Raw genomic sequence first — 16,179 nt, forward strand, 5'->3', positions numbered from 1 at the left:
GTTCATCGGCTGGCCGCCGTAGTCGACGGTCTTCGTCCACAACTTCCTGCCCGCGGCGAGGTCGATGGCCGCGACCTGGGTGCAGCCGGCCGAACGCGCGGGTGAGGCCGACGACCTGGCCATGGCCGCCGAGTCGGAGCGGGTCACGACCGCTCCGGGCGTCGTCGAGGTCGCAGGGACCAAGCTGGTCAAGTCCTTCATGCGCCGTCGCCCGCACCCCGGTCCGCCACCTGCGGGCTCAACGAATGAGACGCATCTGGCACTGCGGCCCCCTTTCGCCGCGCTCGTGGAACGTGCGGTTCAACCTCTTGACGCCGATGGGGCGTTCGTCGATAGTCATGCCTTGATCCGGCCGACCAAAGGGAAGTCGGATTGCCCTTCAAATTGTGAGCGCTAACAATTCCGGGTTGCCCCGCCGTTGGACCCGCTCACCATACAACTCCACTCACCAGGCAGTATCGACCAACGACCCAGTCCGTCCAAAATTGTTAGCGCTAACAATCACAGAGCGTGTTCCGATCCCCGTCCCCGATCGCCGGACGCGTTCGCCCACCTCAGCCCGATCAGCCCGCCCTCCAGAGCCCACCGCGAAGCCGGTTGGGGGCGCGGCCTGCCGCTCCGTACCGACGAACAAGGGAGTTCAAGGTGCCCGCCCTGTTCAACTTCCGCCGCCTGCGCCGCAAAGTGACCGTCTTCCTGGCCTCGATCGCTCTCGCCTTGGCCGGCCTGGTCGCCTTCAGCGGCACTTCGCACGCCACCACACAAGAACCCTGCGACATCTACGCGGCGGGTGGCACCCCGTGCGTCGCCGCGCACAGCACCACGCGCGCGCTCTACGCCGCCTACAACGGCCCCCTCTACCAGGTGCAGCGGGCATCGGACAGCGCGTTGCAGAACATCGGGGTCGTGTCCGCCGGAGGGGTCGCCGACGCCGCGGCGCAGGACTCCTTCTGCGCCGGCACCACCTGCACCATCACCCGGGTGTACGACCAGACCGGCGGCGGCAACACCCTGGTGTACCAGGGACCCGGCGGGACCGGAGGCGCCGACACGGCGGCCGGCGCGACCGCCGAAACGGTCAGCGTGGGCGGCCAGAAGGCCTACGCGCTGTACATCAACCCCGGCAACAGCTACTTCGCCTACAACTCCACCGGGGGCGTGCCGACCGGCAGTTCACCCGAGGGCGAGTACATGATCACCAGCGGCACCCACGCCAACAACGGCTGCTGCTTCGACTACGGCAACACCGAGACCGACCACCACGCCGACGGCAACGGCGCCATGGACGCCATCAACTTCAGCACGGAATGCTGGTTCGGCGGCTGCAGCGGTACCGGTCCATGGGTGCAGGCGGACCTGGAGAACGGCCTGTTCACCGGCGGCAGCAAGGCGTGGAACCCCAACCAGGTCTCCGAGACCAGCCATTTCGTCACCGCGATGCTCAAGAACAACGGCACCACCCAGATGGCCCTCAAAGGCGCGGCCGCCCAGTCCGGGAGCCTGACCCAGTTCTACAGCGGCGCACTGCCCAGCGGATACAACCCGATGCACAAGCAGGGCGCCATCATCCTGGGCAGCGGCGGCGACTGCTGCCAGACCAACCACAACGCGAGCGCGGGCACGTTCTACGAAGGCGCCATGGTCAGCGGCTACCCCTCCGACACCACCGAGGCGGCGGTCCAGGCCAACATCGCAGCCGTCGGCTACAGCACCAGCACTCCCTTCACCCCGGGCGCAAGGCTGTCCCTGCAGGCCACCACCTCCTGCTGCACCAGCGACTACCTGCAGCACGACACCAGTGACGACAAGGTCGTCATCGCGCCGGTGACCTCCTCGAGTTCGGCCACGGACAAGGGCGACGCCACCTGGATCGTCCGCGCCGGCCTGGCCAACAGCAACTGCGTCTCCTTCGAGTCGGCCAACGCGTCCGGCAAGTTCCTCAGGCACTACGCGTTCCAGCTCCATCTCCAACCCAACGACGGCACCAGCCAGTTCGCCGCCGACGCCACCTTCTGCCCCACCTCGGGCAACAGCGGCACGGGCTACTCGCTGAGATCGTTCAACTACCCGGCCAAGTACATCCGCCACTACAGCTTCACCGGGTACATCGCGAGCGACGGCGGCACCAACACCTGGGACACCGCGTCGACGTGGGCCCAGGACACCAGCTGGCTCGCAGCCTCCCCCTGGAGCTGACGAGCGACAAGCCCCGGGTCCGGTGCCGAAGAGAGCCGTAGCCGCGCCGAACCCGGTAGGCGTCCGCGCGACCCGCGCCGTCCGCGCAGCCGGACCCCGGGATTCGCCGACACGCCCATCACCCATCCTGTGAAGGAGTCTCCGCATGTTCAAGCCACAGTGGATACGCAGCGTCAGACGCGCACTCCTCGCGGCCGGTGCGACCGCCGCCCTGGCCGCCGGCCTCCTCACCGCCACAGCAGCCCCCTCCCAGGCCGCCGCCCAGGGGCCGTGCGACATCTACGCCGCCGGCGGTACCCCCTGCGTCGCCGCGCACAGCACCACCCGCGCCCTGTACGCGGCGTACAACGGCGCGCTCTACCAGGTCAGGCGTGCCTCGGACAACGCCACTCAGAACATCGGCGTCCTGAGCGCCGGCGGCTACGCGAACGCCGCCGCCCAGGACACCTTCTGCGCCAACACCAGCTGTGTCATCACCGTCATCTACGACCAGTCGGGCAAGGGCAACAACCTCACCCAGGCGCCCGCGGGCGGAGCCGCCGGCGGACCGGACAACCTCGCCAACGCCTTCGAGGCGCCGGTCACCGTCGGCGGACACGAGGCGTACGGCGTGTACGTCGCGCCCGGCACCGGCTACCGCAACAACAACACCAACGGCATCGCCACCGGCGACCAGGCCGAGGGCGAGTACGCGATCTTCGACGGCACGCACTTCAACGGCGGCTGCTGCTTCGACTACGGCAACGCCGAGACCAGCAGCACCGACACCGGCAACGGCCATATGGAGGCCATCTACTTCGGCAACAGCAAGTCCTGGGGCTACGGCAGCGGCAACGGCCCCTGGATCATGGCCGACCTGGAGAACGGCCTGTTCTCCGGCGTCAACCAGCACCTCAACTCGGGTGACCCCACCGTCACCAACCGGTTCCTGACCGCCATGGTCAAGGGCGGCCCGAACCAGTGGGCCATCCGCGGCGGCGACGCCCAGTCCGGCGCCCTGTCCACCTACTACAGCGGCGTACGCCCCAACGTCTCCGGCTACAACCCGATGCACAAGGAAGGCGCGATCATCCTCGGCATCGGCGGCGACAACAGCAAGGGCGCCCAAGGCACCTTCTACGAAGGCGTCATGACCTCCGGCTATCCCTCGGACGCCACCGAGAACGCCGTACAGGCCAACATCACCGCCGCCGGCTACAACAGTGGCTCGACCAGCACCGGTTCGCTGACCCCCGGCTCCCGCATCTCCCTGCAGGCCACCACCTCACCCTGCTGCACCACCGACTACCTCCGCCACGACGACGCCGACACCAAGGTCGTCATCTCCAACATCAGCTCCTCCAGCTCGGCCACCGACAAGGCCGACGCCACCTGGATCGTCCGCGCGGGCCTGGCCAACAGCTCCTGCCTGTCCTTCGAGTCCGCCAACGACCCCGGCCAATACCTGCGGCACTACAACTACGAGCTCTACCTCAATACGGACAACGGAGGCAGCACCTTCGCCCAGGACGCCACCTTCTGCCCCACCACGGGCAACAGCGGGGTCGGGCACTCCTTCCAGTCCGTCAACTACCCGACGAAGTACCTCCGCCACTACAACTACACGGTCTACATAGCCAGCAACGGCGGCTCCAACGCCTGGGACGCCACATCCTCGTGGGCCCAGGACACCAGCTGGCTCACCGCCTCCCCCTGGAGCTGACCGGCAACCTCCCCGTCTGACCATCCTCCAGCGAGCACGGCTCCCCTACGGAACCCCCCAGGGAAGCCGTGCTCGCTCCCTAGCTCACACGGACGTCGTTCGCGCGGCCCTCGGCGACGGCGAACTGCGTGCCCAGAAGCGTGATCAGAGGGTCAACACGATGCGCTCGTGCACATGACCGCCTTCAAGGAGACGGTGCGCCTCGCCGGCCTCCCGCATGGGCATGGTCCTGTACTCCCGCAGTCGCAGCCGCCCCTGCGCCATCATGGACATCGTGTCCTCCAACGCGTGAGGAGCCCGCTCCGGAGTGGGATGTGACAGGGTGACGCCGAAGTCCGCCGCCGCGGGGTCGGACAAGGTGACGACTCGGTCGGCGGCCCCGGTCAACGCGATCGCATCGCTCAGCACCCCCTTGCCGGACGCGTCGAACGCGAAGTCGACAGCCCCAAGGCTCCGGACCGCGTCCACCAGCTTCGCGCCGTAGCGTACGGGCGTGGCACCCAGGGACGTGACCAGTGCGTCGTCCCGCTCGCCCACGGCACTCACCACTGTGACGCCCTGGGCGATGGCCAATTGGGTCGCGATCAAGCCGACGGCTCCGCCACCACCGAACACCAGCAGCCTGTCGCCTGTCTTCACCCCCAACTGCCGCAGGACCCCCGCTGCCGCCTCCGCCGAGGCCGGCAGGGAGGCCGCGGCTGCCCACGGGACGGACGCCGGCTTCTCGACCCACATCGAGGCGACCGCGTATTCGGCGTATCCACCGAGGTCGAAGAGCAGCGCCGCTACGTCGTCGCCGATCTGTGTTCCGCTCACTCCGGGCCCCAAGGCGTCGACGGTGCCGGCCACCTCGAATCCGAGGACGGCGTTCTCCCGTAACGAAAAGGCTTTGAGACGGCCCGACCGCAGAGCGAGGTCGGTCGGGCCGACGCCTGCGGCCTTCACCTTCACCCTGATCTGCCCCTCGGTCGGCTGAGGCGTGGGCACGTCCGCCCACCGCAACACGTCAGGACCACCGAAGTTCGTCAGCGTGATCGCTTTTGACATATCTCCTCCGTCGGGAACGAGTGCGCGGGTTTGCGCTTGCGACTATGCGGGATGGCTCATGGGCAGCAGGCCGAGTTCCAGGAGACTTTCGGCGGTGCTCGCGACGGCGTCGTCGCTGCTGCGGGGGTTCCACCCGAGGACGGTACGGGCCTTGGCGTTGCTGACGTGTCGGACCTTGCCGAGGTTGGGCAGCATGGCCTTCAGCAACGGGTTCGCCTCGGCGGCCCTGCGTACCGTCTCGTCCGGAAGCTCGGTCGCCGGTACGGCACTGGCCGCGTCGCCGAGCCGGTCGCGGATGGCGAGGGCGATCCGGTGCAGGGAGACGGCGTCACCGGCGGAGGCGATGAAGCGTTCGCCGGCGGCCCTGGGGTCGGTCATGGCTTTCAGGTGCAGGGCTGCGGCGTCACGGACGTCGACGACGGCGAAGTACAGGCGGGGTGTGCCCGGTATGGCGCCGCTGAACAGGCCGGTGATCATGCTGATCGAGGAGGAGTGGTCGCTGCCGACGACGGGGCCGAAGATGCCGACCGGGGCGACGGTGGCGAGCTGGAGGCCGTTGCCCTCGCGCTCGACGAACTGCCAGGCCGCTCGCTCGGCCAGCACCTTGGACTTGATGTAGGCGGGGATGTCGCTGTCCGGGTCGGTCCAGTCGTCCTCGGTGAAGGGCTGCTCGGTGGCGGGCCTGCCGTAGCCGATGGCGGCGAACGAGGAGGTGACCACCACGCGTTCGACTCCTGCGCCGCGGGCCGCGCGCAGCACGCGCAGCGTGCCTTCCCGCGCCGGGAGGATCAGGTCGTCCTCGTGGTCTGGTTCGCCGCCCGGGAACGGCGAGGCGGTGTGCAGGACGTAGCGGCAGCCCGCCACCGCCTCGGCCCACCCCTCATCCGCGGTGAGGTCCGCCTCCACGAAAGTGAGTTCTTCATCCGCGTCCACGCCCATGGCCGCCAATTCCGTGCGGACCCGCGCCTCCCGATGGAGGGACCGCACGGTGGTGCGGACCTGGTACCCCTCGCCGAGTGCCTGGGCGATCACACGACCGCCCAGGAACCCGGAGCCTCCGGTGACCAGGACGGTATCGGTCGCAGTGCTGCTCATGGCCAACAAGTTCCTTTGTTCCGTCGTGCGGCGTGGTGGCCGGTCCAAGGGACGTCAGCCGGATGAGGAAGGGTCAGCTGCGACTGGTCAGCGCCGGAAGCAGCAGGGCATCCATGACCGCGATGAGCTGGTCGGCGTCGGCCTCGGTGCCGGTGAAGAGCTTCTCCACGAAGACGCTGCCCATGAGGAACATCTCGGCGTGTGCCAGGGCCGGGTTGTCGGGACGGATCGTTCCGCGCTCGACATGCCGGGCCAGGATGGTGCGCAGCGCGTCGAGGTAGGGGGCGAACAGGACGTCCCGCAGTGCCTGGGCGAGGGCCGGGTCGGAGATGACTGCCTGCCAGATGCCCAGGGTGGGGGCGCCCTTGGGGTGCGGTGCCGGCATCATGCGGGCCAGCGTCACCAGGTCGTCGCGGAGGCTGCCTGCGTCAATGTGCGGCAGGGGTGGGTACTTGCGGGCCATCATCGCGGTGATCACCAGCTTGGGCTTGTTCTCCCACTGCCGGTACAGCGTGGCCGTGCTCGCCTTCGTCCGCCGGGCCACCTCGTCCACGGTCGCCTGCTCGTAGCCGACCTCGGCGACCAGGTCGAAGGTGGCGTCGAGGATCTCGCGCTCACGCTCCTCCGTCAGCCGCTTGCGCCGGCTTGAGGCCGGTGCCTGCTTGCTCATCGGCGATTCCCGTCGTCCCGTTTGCCGGCCCACGTCCGTCCACCCGGACGACCACACATCGAAAACACGTTTTCGACAGTACGTTTTCGACAGGCCGTGCGCAAGTCCACCGTGAAGCGCATCCGGCACGACCCAGGCGCGTTACGCACAGGGGTGGGCTCACCGCCCAGGAACAACAGACGTCGCCGGTCGGGCACCGGACCACAACCGGACCTCAAGCGTTACGCACCCGATCCAGCCACCACATGGCGCCGCAAACACCCCCGCCCACGGTGGAGTCGTTCACGGAGCCGCAGGCGAGGAGGTCGGGCAGTGGGTGTCGAGCAGTTGTCCATGTACGGGTACGCGTCGAAGGCGGAGGTCCTCGCGGACGCGCGGCGGTACTGGAATCCCGACAAGACGTCGTTCTGGCAGGACGAGGGTGTTCCGCTCGTCGTCGGGGACCGGTCCGGGTACCGCCTGACCGACGTCGACGGGCACGAGGTGATTGACGTCCATCTCAATGGCGGTACCTACAACCTGGGGCACCGCAACCCCGAGCTGGTGGACACCCTCACTCACGCGATCCGTCACCTCGACATCGGCAACCACCACTTCCCCACCCCTGGCCGCGCGGCGCTGGCCCGTCAACTCGTCGAGGCCACGCCCGGCGCGGACAAGGTCGTCTTCGGATCCAGCGGCGCGGAAGCGGTGGACGTCGCGTTGAAGAGCGCGCGGTACGCCACCGGGCGGCGCAGGATCGTGTCGGTCGTCAAGGCGTACCACGGGCACACCGGGCTGGCCGTGGCCACGGGAGACGCGCGGTTCTCGCAGCTGTTCCACTCGGACAACCCCGCCGAGTTCGCGCAGGTCCCCTTCAACGACCTCGGCGCGATGGAGACGGCTCTCGCCGACCGGGACACCGCCGCCGTGATCATGGAGACCGTTCCGGCGACGTACGGCTTTCCCCTGCCCGAGCCCGGCTTTCTGGCCGGCGTCAAACAGGCCTGCGAGGCCACCGGCACCCTCTACATCGCCGACGAGGTCCAGACCGGCCTGGGCAGAACCGGTGACCTGTGGGCGATCCACGGCGAAGGGGTCACCCCCGACATCCTGGTGACCGGCAAGGGCCTCGGCGGCGGCCTCTACCCGATCAGCGCCACCCTGCTCGGTCCGACGGCGAGCGGCTGGCTGCAGCGCGACGGCTTCGCCCACATGGCGACCTTCGGAGGCGCCGAACTCGGCTGCGCCGTCGCCGCCAACGTCCTGGAGATCACCCAGCGGTCCGAGACCCGCGACAACGTCCGCCGACGCATCAGCCAAATCACCGAGGGACTCACGCGACTGCGCGCCGGACGCGACGTACTGCTGACCGGGCGTGCCGTCCCGGAAGCGGTCGTGGAGAAGTTCCGTGCCGAGGTGACACGGGAGCGCCAGATGGTCCAGGCCCTCGCCCTCGACTCCGGGTTGCCGGATTCCGCCGAGCGGCTCGCGCTGGCCGCCTCGTCCTCACTCGGCGGGCTCGACGTCCTGTGCCTGAACGCGGGAATCTTCCCGAACAAGCCGCTGGCCGAACTGACGTACGCCGATGTCCGCGAGGTGTTCGCGGTGAACGTCGAGAGCCAGATGCTCGCCCTCGCGGCCTGTCTGCCGCTGCTGCGCGAGTCGGCGGCGGGCCGGGTCGTGCTCACCTCGTCGATCACCGGTCCCGTCACCGGCTTCCCGGGGTGGAGCCACTACGCGGCGAGCAAGGCGGCCCAACTCGGCTTCATGCGCACGGCGGCCCTGGAACTCGCTCCCTACGGGATCACCGTCAACGCGGTGGCTCCCGGGAACGTGGCGACGGAAGGCTTGGACGGTATGGGTGAGGACTACCTCGCGCCGACGACGGCAACGATCCCGCTCGGCCGCCTGGCCCGGCCCCAGGAAATCGCCGACGCCGTCGAGTTCCTCGCCGGCGAGCGCGCCTCTTTCGTCACGGGACAGGTCCTCACCGTCGACGGCGGCCAGACCCTGCCCGAGTCACCCGAGGCAGTGCTCCCGGCCAGAGCGACGCCATGACGCCTGCACGGGTTCAAGGACGCTGCCGCGACATCGACGGCTACCACTGACTGCTGGGGTACGAGGAGCCGGAACAGTTCGCCGGCGTGACCGCACTGATACCCGGCACCGCAGGTGACCAACCGGATCGACCCACGTGGCAAAAGACACGTTCATGACACGATTGCGCTGGGGAAGGTCCAGGGAAGCCATAGGGGCGCCCATGACTGCCGTGAAGGGATGACCCGTGACGTCCACTGCGCCTCCCCCCATACCCCGGGCTGCAGGATCGTTTCCGCTCATCGGCCACGCGCTGAAGATGCGCGACAACCTCGGCTTCATCGACTCGCTGCGCGAGACACGGGAACCACTCGTCGAGATCGTCCTGCAGCCCGGGACGCGCACGATCGTGGTCCAGGACCCGGCCCTGATCCACCAGATGCTCAAGTCCCCGGGCGCCAGCCTCGACAAGGGCCGGCTCTACGAAAAGCTGGGCCAGCTGCTGGGCGACAGCGTCGTCACCGCCACCGGCCGCGACCACGTACGCAAACGCCGCCAGCTGCAACCCGCCTTCGCCCACACCGAAATCAACCGGTACGTCGACCTCATGCGCGCCGAGGTGACGGCCACCGTCGCCACCTGGAAGCGCGGACGGCCCCTCGACGTACACGAGGCGATGGTCGGCCTCAGTCTCGACATGCTGGCCAAGACGGTGCTCGCCGGCAGCCTCGATGACGCCGTCTTCCGCCAGCTGCGCAGCGACGTGTCGGTGGTGATGAGCGGCGTCGGTCTGCGCATGATGCTGCCCGACTGGGCCGAGCGCCTGCCGCTGCCCTTCAACCGCCGCTTCGACCAGGCCCGGGCCAGGGTGCGCGCCACCATCAACACCGCCGTCGAAGAACTGCGTGCCTCCGGGCACGACACCGGGGACATGCTCTCCATGCTGCTGCGCACGATCGACGAGGAGACCGGCGAGCCGCTGACCGGGCATCAGATCTCCTCCGAGATCTTCCTCCTGGGCGTCGCGGGCACCGAGACGACCGCGTCCCTGCTGTCCTGGGCCCTGTACGAGCTCGCCCGCAACCCCGACGTCGAGGCCCGGATCCTGGCCGAGCTGGACGAGGTCCTCGGCGAACGGCCGGTCACCTTCGACGACGTGATCCGGCTGCCGTACCTGAACCGGGTGATCACCGAGACCCTACGGCTGCACCACCCCGGCTGGCTGGTCACCCGCCGCACCACCGAGGAAACCCGGCTCGGTGAGTGGACGCTGCCCGCCGGCACCGAGCTCGCCTACTGCCAGCACGCCCTGCACCGCGATCCCGAGCGCTTCCCCGAGCCGCTCACTTTCGACCCGGACCGCTGGACCGACGCCGCTCAGGAGCCTCCGCCGGGAGCGTTCGTGCCGTTCGGGGACGGCAAGCACAAGTGCATGGGGGACCGTTTCTCCCTCACCGAGATGGTCGTGGCACTCGCGACGATGCTGCGTTCGGTACGGCTGGAACTCCCCGAGGGCCAGGTCATCCGCCAGGTCGCCCGGCTCACCGTACGCCCGCGCGCCCTGCGCATGACCGTGCGCCCCCGGACCGGGGTCGGCCTCTAGCGCCGAGCCGTGCCCTCTGCCAGCTGCGATGGCTGCGATGGCTGCGATGGCTGCGATGGCTGCGATGGCTGCGATGGCTGCGGGACGCTATCGCTGCAAGCTGGGGTCGTACCGCTCGGTTTCGATGGGGTTGATGGCCTGCCGGGAGACTCCGCACCGGTCAGCCGGCTGATGGAGTCGGATGATGCCCGCGGCATCGATCAGGGGTAGCGGACGGGGTGGTCGCGATGGCCACGCCCGCCCTGACTCCCCCAGCGCCCGAGCCAACGCCCAGTTCAGTCCGCTCGGCTGTGCCGCCGTGCTCAGACGGGCGCCACCAGCCGGTCCAGAAGCTGTGTCACGCTCGCCTTCAGTTCTGCCGCGGCGCTCTCACGGCCACTCAGCTGCCCCAGCAGCGCCTGTTGGAACAGCCCGTCGAAGACAGCGTACGCCATGGGCGACGCAACCATCGGGGACGCGCCGGACAGCTCCGCGAAGAGACTGACGATGCGCCAGATCATGTGCTCCAGGCTCTGGTCGATGGCGAGGACGTCGTCGCGGAACGACTCCTCGAACAGGCTCTGGTTGCGCAGGTCGTACCAGAGCCGGTGCATCGTCGCGTCCTCGCGCAGGGTGCCGGCCATCGCCTCGGCGAAGCCCTCCTTGAGCTCCTCGGCGGTGTCGGCTGTGACGACGATCCGGTCGTAGCGGGTGACGCACTCGGCTTTGTACTGCCGTACGCAGTACGTGATCAGCTCCACCTTGTCGCGGAAGTAGTAGTGCAGGACGCCGTGGGAGAACTCGGAGTTCTGAGCGATCTCACGCAGGCTCGTGCGGGCGTAGCCGAGCTCCGAGAGGGTCTGCAGCGCGGACGTCGCCAACTGCGCCCGCCGCTCGGCGAACTTGTCGACCTGGCGCCGGGAGATCCGGTCCTGGTTCTTGTCCGCGGTCTGGGTCACGGTGAGCCTTCCGTCCGCCCTTCCGGTGGCCCGCACCCCGCGGACTCAGCCCCAGGCTATCGCGATCGACGGCCCGCACCCAGAGTTTCCCTTGACGCTCGTCCAGAAAAATCTTGACAGTCGTCCAAGAAACTCTTGACGAGTGTCAAGGCGTGCTCGACTCTGGCGTTGCAGGCACGCAGCCGGCACACAGCCATCTCGACGAGGAGATGTTCCATGAGCGTGTTCGACCTGACGGGGCGCAGGGCGCTGGTGACGGGCGGGGCCCGAGGACTGGGCGCGGGGATGGCGGAGGCGCTGGCCCGGGCCGGTGCCTCCGTCGTCATCGGCGACATCCAGGAGGAGACGGGCAAGGCGACGGCCGATTCCCTCCGGGCATCCGGCGCCACCGCCGGGTTCGTCCACCTCGACGTGACCGAGGACGCGAGCTGGGAATCGGCCGTCGCGCAGACGATCGGCGAACTCGGCGGCCTGGACATCGTCGTCAACAACGCCGGGATCGAGATCTCCGCTCTGGTCGTCGACCTCGACCCGGCCGACGTCCGGCGCATGCTGGAGGTGAACGTCCTCGGGACGGCCCTCGGCATCAAGCACGCCTTCCGGGCGATGCGCCCCGGCGGTCCGGCCGGCGCCGGCGGCGCGGTCGTCAACATCGCCTCGGTCGCGGCGACCATCGCCTTCCCCGGCATCTCGGGCTACTCCGCCACAAAGTCGGCGGTGGACCGGCTGACCCGGGTGGCGGCGATGGAGTCGGGCAAGCTCGGCTACGGCGTGCGCGTGAACTGTCTCTACCCCGGCCTGGTACCGACCGAGATGGGCGCCCGGCTCGCCGCGGACATGGAGAGCCTCGGGCTCTTCCCCAGCGCCGAGGCGGCGGTCGGGGAAGTGATCGGCCAGACCCCGCTCGGCCGCCTCGGCGAGGTCGCCGACATCGCCGACGCCGTGGTCTTCCTCGCCTCCGACGCCGCCCGCTTCATCACCGGGGCCGGCCTGCCGGTCGACGGCGGCATGGGCATGTGACAGGCCCCCGCCGACACCTCCACCCCGCACGAAAGGCCGATCGATCATGAGCAACGCCAAGCCCGTCGTCGTCTACGGAGCCTCCGGCTACACCGGCCGTCTGGTCTGCGAGTACCTCCGCGAGTACAACATCCCCTTCATCGCCGCCGGACGCGACAAGGCCCGTATCCAGGAAGTTCTCGACAAGGTCCCCGGCATCGACACCGTGGAGCACGAGGTCGTCGAGGTCGAGCACGCGGTCGGACCGCTCACCGAGCTCTTCCGCGGCGCCCAGGTGGTGAGCAACATGGTCGGTCCCTTCATCAAGTACGGGCCGGAGGTGGTCGAGGCCGCCCTCGCCGCCGGCTGCCACTATCTCGACACGACGGGCGAGCAGGACTGGGCCCTGGACGCCCAGGCCCGCTGGGGCGACGCCTACGCCGAGAAGGGGCTGCTCCTGTCCCCCGGCGTCGCGCAGATGTACACCACCGGCGAGATCGCCGCCAACATCTGCCTGGAGACCCCCGGCCTGGACACCCTCGACATCCTGGTGCTGTGGAAGGGCTTCCCCACGTACGCCTCGACCCAGACGATCTTCACCATCCTCAAGGCCGACTGGCACTACCTGGAGGAGAACCGGTTCCGCACGTGGGACCCGCTCACCGCCGTCGAGGCCGCCGTCCCAGGGCAGCACGAAACGGCACTCGCCACGCCGTGGGGCGGCACCCTGCATCCCGTGTGGTTCAAGAACGACCCCAGGGTCGCGACCTGCAAGGCCCTCGGCGGTGTCATGGACCGTTCCGTGATGCAGGGCGTGGTGGAGACGGTCAAGATGGTCGAATCCCAGATCAAGACCCTGCCCGCCGAACAGCAGGACGCCGCCCTGGCCGAGGTGGCCGCCTCGGTGCAGGCCGGCATGCCGCCCCGGGAGAACCCCCGCGTCAACACCACCGTGGACTCCGTCCACGCCTCGGGTCCGCTGGGGCGAGCCCACTGCGTGATCCACGGCCACAGCAACTACAAGCAGACCGGGCTCCTGCAGGCGTACGCCGCGTACTCGCTGCTGCAGCAGCCGCCGCGGCGGGTCGGTCCGGCCTCCGCCTGCCAGGCGTTCGGCCACCGTGAACTGCTCGGTGCGCTCAAGGCGTTCGGGCTCGTCCTCGACCCGGTCCTCACCGTCCGCAGCTGAGTCCCGCACTCCCCCGAAAGACCCGGAGAAACGAGGATGACGCCGTGCGTCTGACCGACTATCTCGACAAGGGCGCCTCCCTGGGGCCCGACGCCCCCTGCCTCACCACGGGGGCAGACACGCTCACCTACGGCGAGGTCCAGGAACTGTCCTGGCAGGTGGCCCGGGCACTGGACCGGTCGGGCGTACGGCCCGGGGACAAGGTGGCGGTGCTGTCCGCCAACGATCCCACCGCCTTCTCCTGCGTGTTCGGCATCTCCCGGGCGGGCGCGGTGTGGTGCCCCGTCAACCCGCGCAACGAGGCCGCCGAGAACCGGGAGTTGCTGGACCTGTTCGACTGCGTCTGCCTGATCTTCCAGGAGGCGTACACCCCTCTGGTCACCAAGATCCTTCCCGACCTGCCGAAGCTGACCACCCTGGTCTGCCTCGACGCCTCCCCGTCCTTCGCGGACTCCCTCGACGCATGGCTGGACGGCCTGCCCGCCGGTCCGTGGGAGGCGGCACCCGCAGACGACACCGTCATGCTCGTCGGCACCGGCGGCACCACCGGCCGGCCCAAGGGTGTGATGCTGACCGACCGCAACATCGAGACCATGTCGGCGCTGACGCTGATGAGTTACCCCTTCGGCCCCCGCCCGGTCTACCTCGCGCTGGCCCCGCTGACGCACGCGGCCGGGGTGCTGTGCTTCCCCGTTCTGTCGCTGGGCGGCGAGATCGTCATCATGCCGGCGCCCGATCTCACCGGGTTCCTCGCACTCGTCGAACGCCACCGCGTCACCCACACCTTCCTGCCGCCGACGCTCATCTACATGCTCCTGGGCCACGCGGGCCTGCCCGCCGCCGACCTGACCTCGCTGCGCTGCCTCTGGTACGGCGCTGCCCCCATGTCCGCGGCCCGGCTTCAGGAGGCCATCGAACGCATCGGCCCCGTCATGGCCCAGCTGTTCGGCCAGTCCGAGGCACCCATGATGATCTCGACGATGGCTCCCCAGGACCATTTCCGCCCCGACGGCTCCCTGGCCGTAGAGCGTTTCACCTCCGCCGGCCGGCCCTCCCCCCTGGTGACCGTCGCCATCATGGATCCCGACGGGAAGCTGCTGCCGCCCGGCGAGCGCGGCGAGATCGTGGTGCGCGGCTCGTTGGTCATGGCGGGCTACTACAAGAACCCCTCCGCCACCGCGGAAGCCTCCCGCCACGGCTGGCACCACACCGGGGACATCGGCTACCTCGACGCCGACCACTACCTGTTCATCGTCGACCGCGCCAAAGACATGATCATCAGCGGCGGGTTCAACGTCTACTCCGCGGAAGTGGAACAGGCGCTGATGGAACACCCGGCCGTCCAGGACTGCGCGGTCATCGGCCTGCCCGACGACACATGGGGCGAACGGGTCACCGCCGTCGTCCAGCTGCACGCCCCCGCACGCACGGCGGACGTCACCGACGCGGCGCTACGCGACTTCGTCAAGGCCCGGATCGGGAGCGTCAAGGCCCCCAAGCAGATCGAGGTTTGGCCCGACCTCCCCCGCTCCAAGGTCGGCAAGGTACTCAAGAACGAGATCCGCTCACACCTGCTCGGCGACACCCATGACTGACAAGGTGTCAGCTCCTGCCGATCATGGAGGTCACACGTGCGGCGAAGTGTGTCGCGGGTGGCGGGTGGCGGCTCATCGAGCCGTGAGGACCTGGGCCCACGGCTCATCCACGTCGGCCAGCCCCAGTACGGCGACCACGTTGTCGAGCATTCCGGCGCCGAACCAGCGCCGTACGGCCTCGTCGTCGCCCAGCAACTGCCGGACGGTGTCGACCTGTTTCGCGTAGCACCGGCGCACCGCCTGTGCCACCAGCGGCTCTCCGACGGCGCAGTTGGCGTGCATGAGGAAGCGCAGGACATTGCGGTCCGCGACGAGCGCGGCGTAGGCGCCGCGTGCGGCATCCAACCTCGCCTCGGGCGACAGACCGGCCCCGCCCGACGCCGGTGAGTGCGCGACCAGCGTATCGGTCATGACCACCGACACATGGTCCACCGCCGCCGCGAACAGCGCTTCCTTGTTGGGGTACAGGCGGTAGAGATACGGCTGGGAGACGCCGACCCACGCTGCGATCTCGTGGGTCGTCGTACCATAGAAACCCTTTTGCGCGAAGCAGTCGACAGCAGCGGCCATGATGGCCCGGCGTCGTTCGTCGCTCTTCGTGCTGGTACCGGCGGCAGGCATGGACATCAGTCAAACATGCCTCCTCTCAGCCCCCAAACGTCACGCCGAGGCCGGAGTCGGACGGCACGTCGTCGGGCGTGAGCGCCTCGATCGCCACCAGCGGGTTCCAGTAGTCCAGGTAATGGCTGATACGCCCGTCCTCATCGGTCCGCACGACGGAGATGCACGTCTGCTCGTACGGCTTACCGGTCGGCAGCGCCGTGCCCTTCGAACGGAACTCGGCAATCACCAGACTCGGATCGACCGTGTCGTGGAAGACCAGGTCGACGAAGTCCACGTCGAAGGTCTGGGGAAAGTTGCTCATGTGCGCGACCAGGGCGTCGCGCCCCGTCACCCGCCGGGGCACACCGGCCGGGGCGTACGGGAACTCCAGCACCGCGTCCGGGGCGAACAGCTCCACCCATTCCTCGACGCGTCCCGCGGCAGTGAGGCGCAGGTGCTCGGCCAGTGCGTGCTGCGCGACCGCCCGGCGGCCGGCGTCGTCTTCCTTGACTGTCATCTTCAC

13 protein-coding genes are annotated in these 16,179 nt (G+C 68.9%); 7 read left to right on the forward strand and 6 right to left on the reverse strand.

What is annotated here, in order from left to right; translation table 11 throughout:
- The first annotated feature begins 645 nt into the window (after nt 1–645).
- The gene (locus ABZT17_RS23905; RefSeq protein WP_356351607.1) at nt 646–2,196 is read left to right on the forward strand and encodes an alpha-L-arabinofuranosidase B; all 1,551 of its coding nucleotides are present in this window, start codon (nt 646–648) and stop codon (nt 2,194–2,196) included.
- A gap of 145 nt (nt 2,197–2,341) precedes the next feature.
- On the forward strand, nt 2,342–3,898 hold the full coding sequence (locus tag ABZT17_RS23910) for an alpha-L-arabinofuranosidase B (RefSeq protein ID WP_356351608.1): 1,557 nt from the start codon (nt 2,342–2,344) through the stop codon (nt 3,896–3,898).
- Nucleotides 3,899–4,042: 144 nt separating this feature from the next.
- Here the strand turns inward: ABZT17_RS23910 and ABZT17_RS23915 are convergent, their stop codons facing one another.
- The 3 genes from ABZT17_RS23915 to ABZT17_RS23925 all read right to left on the reverse strand — a co-directional run bounded on the left by ABZT17_RS23915 (nt 4,043) and on the right by ABZT17_RS23925 (nt 6,710).
- A complete protein-coding gene (locus ABZT17_RS23915; RefSeq protein WP_356351609.1) occupies nt 4,043–4,945 on the reverse strand; it encodes an NADP-dependent oxidoreductase in 903 nt (300 codons plus the stop codon).
- A 42-nt stretch (nt 4,946–4,987) separates the two neighbouring features.
- A complete protein-coding gene (locus ABZT17_RS23920) occupies nt 4,988–6,040 on the reverse strand; it encodes an aldehyde reductase (protein ID WP_356351610.1) in 1,053 nt (350 codons plus the stop codon).
- Nucleotides 6,041–6,113: 73 nt separating this feature from the next.
- A complete protein-coding gene (locus ABZT17_RS23925) occupies nt 6,114–6,710 on the reverse strand; it encodes a TetR/AcrR family transcriptional regulator (protein WP_356351611.1) in 597 nt (198 codons plus the stop codon).
- A gap of 312 nt (nt 6,711–7,022) precedes the next feature.
- On the opposite strand from ABZT17_RS23925, the gene ABZT17_RS23930 reads away from it, so the two are divergent.
- Together ABZT17_RS23930 and ABZT17_RS23935 are read left to right on the forward strand one after the other, a co-directional pair.
- Nucleotides 7,023–8,750: an aminotransferase class III-fold pyridoxal phosphate-dependent enzyme gene (locus ABZT17_RS23930; RefSeq protein ID WP_356351612.1), complete on the forward strand. Its 1,728-nt coding sequence runs from the start codon at nt 7,023–7,025 to the stop codon at nt 8,748–8,750.
- A gap of 226 nt (nt 8,751–8,976) precedes the next feature.
- Nucleotides 8,977–10,332 carry a cytochrome P450 gene (locus ABZT17_RS23935; protein ID WP_356351613.1) on the forward strand — a complete coding sequence of 452 codons (1,356 nt, stop codon included), beginning with the start codon at nt 8,977–8,979 and terminating at the stop codon, nt 10,330–10,332.
- Between the two features lie 302 nt (nt 10,333–10,634).
- On the opposite strand, the gene ABZT17_RS23940 is transcribed toward ABZT17_RS23935, so the two are convergent.
- Nucleotides 10,635–11,270 carry a TetR/AcrR family transcriptional regulator gene (locus ABZT17_RS23940; protein ID WP_356351614.1) on the reverse strand — a complete coding sequence of 212 codons (636 nt, stop codon included), beginning with the start codon at nt 11,268–11,270 and terminating at the stop codon, nt 10,635–10,637.
- A gap of 216 nt (nt 11,271–11,486) precedes the next feature.
- On the opposite strand from ABZT17_RS23940, the gene ABZT17_RS23945 reads away from it, so the two are divergent.
- The 3 genes from ABZT17_RS23945 to ABZT17_RS23955 are packed head-to-tail and all read left to right on the forward strand — an operon-like array spanning nt 11,487 to nt 15,053.
- Entirely contained in the window at nt 11,487–12,290 is an 804-nt protein-coding gene (locus ABZT17_RS23945) for an SDR family NAD(P)-dependent oxidoreductase (RefSeq protein ID WP_356351615.1), read from the forward strand.
- Between the two features lie 46 nt (nt 12,291–12,336).
- Nucleotides 12,337–13,458, forward strand: coding sequence for a DUF5938 domain-containing protein (locus tag ABZT17_RS23950; RefSeq protein WP_356351616.1), 1,122 nt, complete (start codon nt 12,337–12,339; stop codon nt 13,456–13,458).
- A 44-nt stretch (nt 13,459–13,502) separates the two neighbouring features.
- Nucleotides 13,503–15,053, forward strand: coding sequence for a long-chain fatty acid--CoA ligase (locus tag ABZT17_RS23955; protein ID WP_356351617.1), 1,551 nt, complete (start codon nt 13,503–13,505; stop codon nt 15,051–15,053).
- A 72-nt stretch (nt 15,054–15,125) separates the two neighbouring features.
- On the opposite strand, the gene ABZT17_RS23960 is transcribed toward ABZT17_RS23955, so the two are convergent.
- Nucleotides 15,126–15,680: a TetR/AcrR family transcriptional regulator gene (locus tag ABZT17_RS23960; RefSeq protein ID WP_356351618.1), complete on the reverse strand. Its 555-nt coding sequence runs from the start codon at nt 15,678–15,680 to the stop codon at nt 15,126–15,128.
- A 19-nt stretch (nt 15,681–15,699) separates the two neighbouring features.
- Nucleotides 15,700–16,173, reverse strand: coding sequence for a nuclear transport factor 2 family protein (locus ABZT17_RS23965; RefSeq protein ID WP_356351619.1), 474 nt, complete (start codon nt 16,171–16,173; stop codon nt 15,700–15,702).
- Between the last annotated feature and the right edge of the window lie 6 nt (nt 16,174–16,179).

The sequence above is a fragment of the Streptomyces sp. NPDC005648 genome (assembly GCF_040605395.1).
Lineage (GTDB): Bacteria > Actinomycetota > Actinomycetes > Streptomycetales > Streptomycetaceae > Streptomyces.

Excerpts from the sequence above, each read along its gene's own strand:
- ABZT17_RS23950 (WP_356351616.1), top strand. The coding sequence starts at position 12,337 with ATGAGCAACGCCAAGCCCGTCGTCGTCTACGGAGCCTCCGGCTACACC.
- ABZT17_RS23960 (WP_356351618.1), bottom strand. The coding sequence starts at position 15,680 with ATGTCCATGCCTGCCGCCGGTACCAGCACGAAGAGCGACGAACGACGC.
- ABZT17_RS23945 (WP_356351615.1), top strand. The coding sequence starts at position 11,487 with ATGAGCGTGTTCGACCTGACGGGGCGCAGGGCGCTGGTGACGGGCGGG.
- ABZT17_RS23915 (WP_356351609.1), bottom strand. The coding sequence starts at position 4,945 with ATGTCAAAAGCGATCACGCTGACGAACTTCGGTGGTCCTGACGTGTTG.
- ABZT17_RS23925 (WP_356351611.1), bottom strand. The coding sequence starts at position 6,710 with ATGAGCAAGCAGGCACCGGCCTCAAGCCGGCGCAAGCGGCTGACGGAG.
- ABZT17_RS23910 (WP_356351608.1), top strand. The coding sequence starts at position 2,342 with ATGTTCAAGCCACAGTGGATACGCAGCGTCAGACGCGCACTCCTCGCG.
- ABZT17_RS23965 (WP_356351619.1), bottom strand. The coding sequence starts at position 16,173 with ATGACAGTCAAGGAAGACGACGCCGGCCGCCGGGCGGTCGCGCAGCAC.
- ABZT17_RS23920 (WP_356351610.1), bottom strand. The coding sequence starts at position 6,040 with ATGAGCAGCACTGCGACCGATACCGTCCTGGTCACCGGAGGCTCCGGG.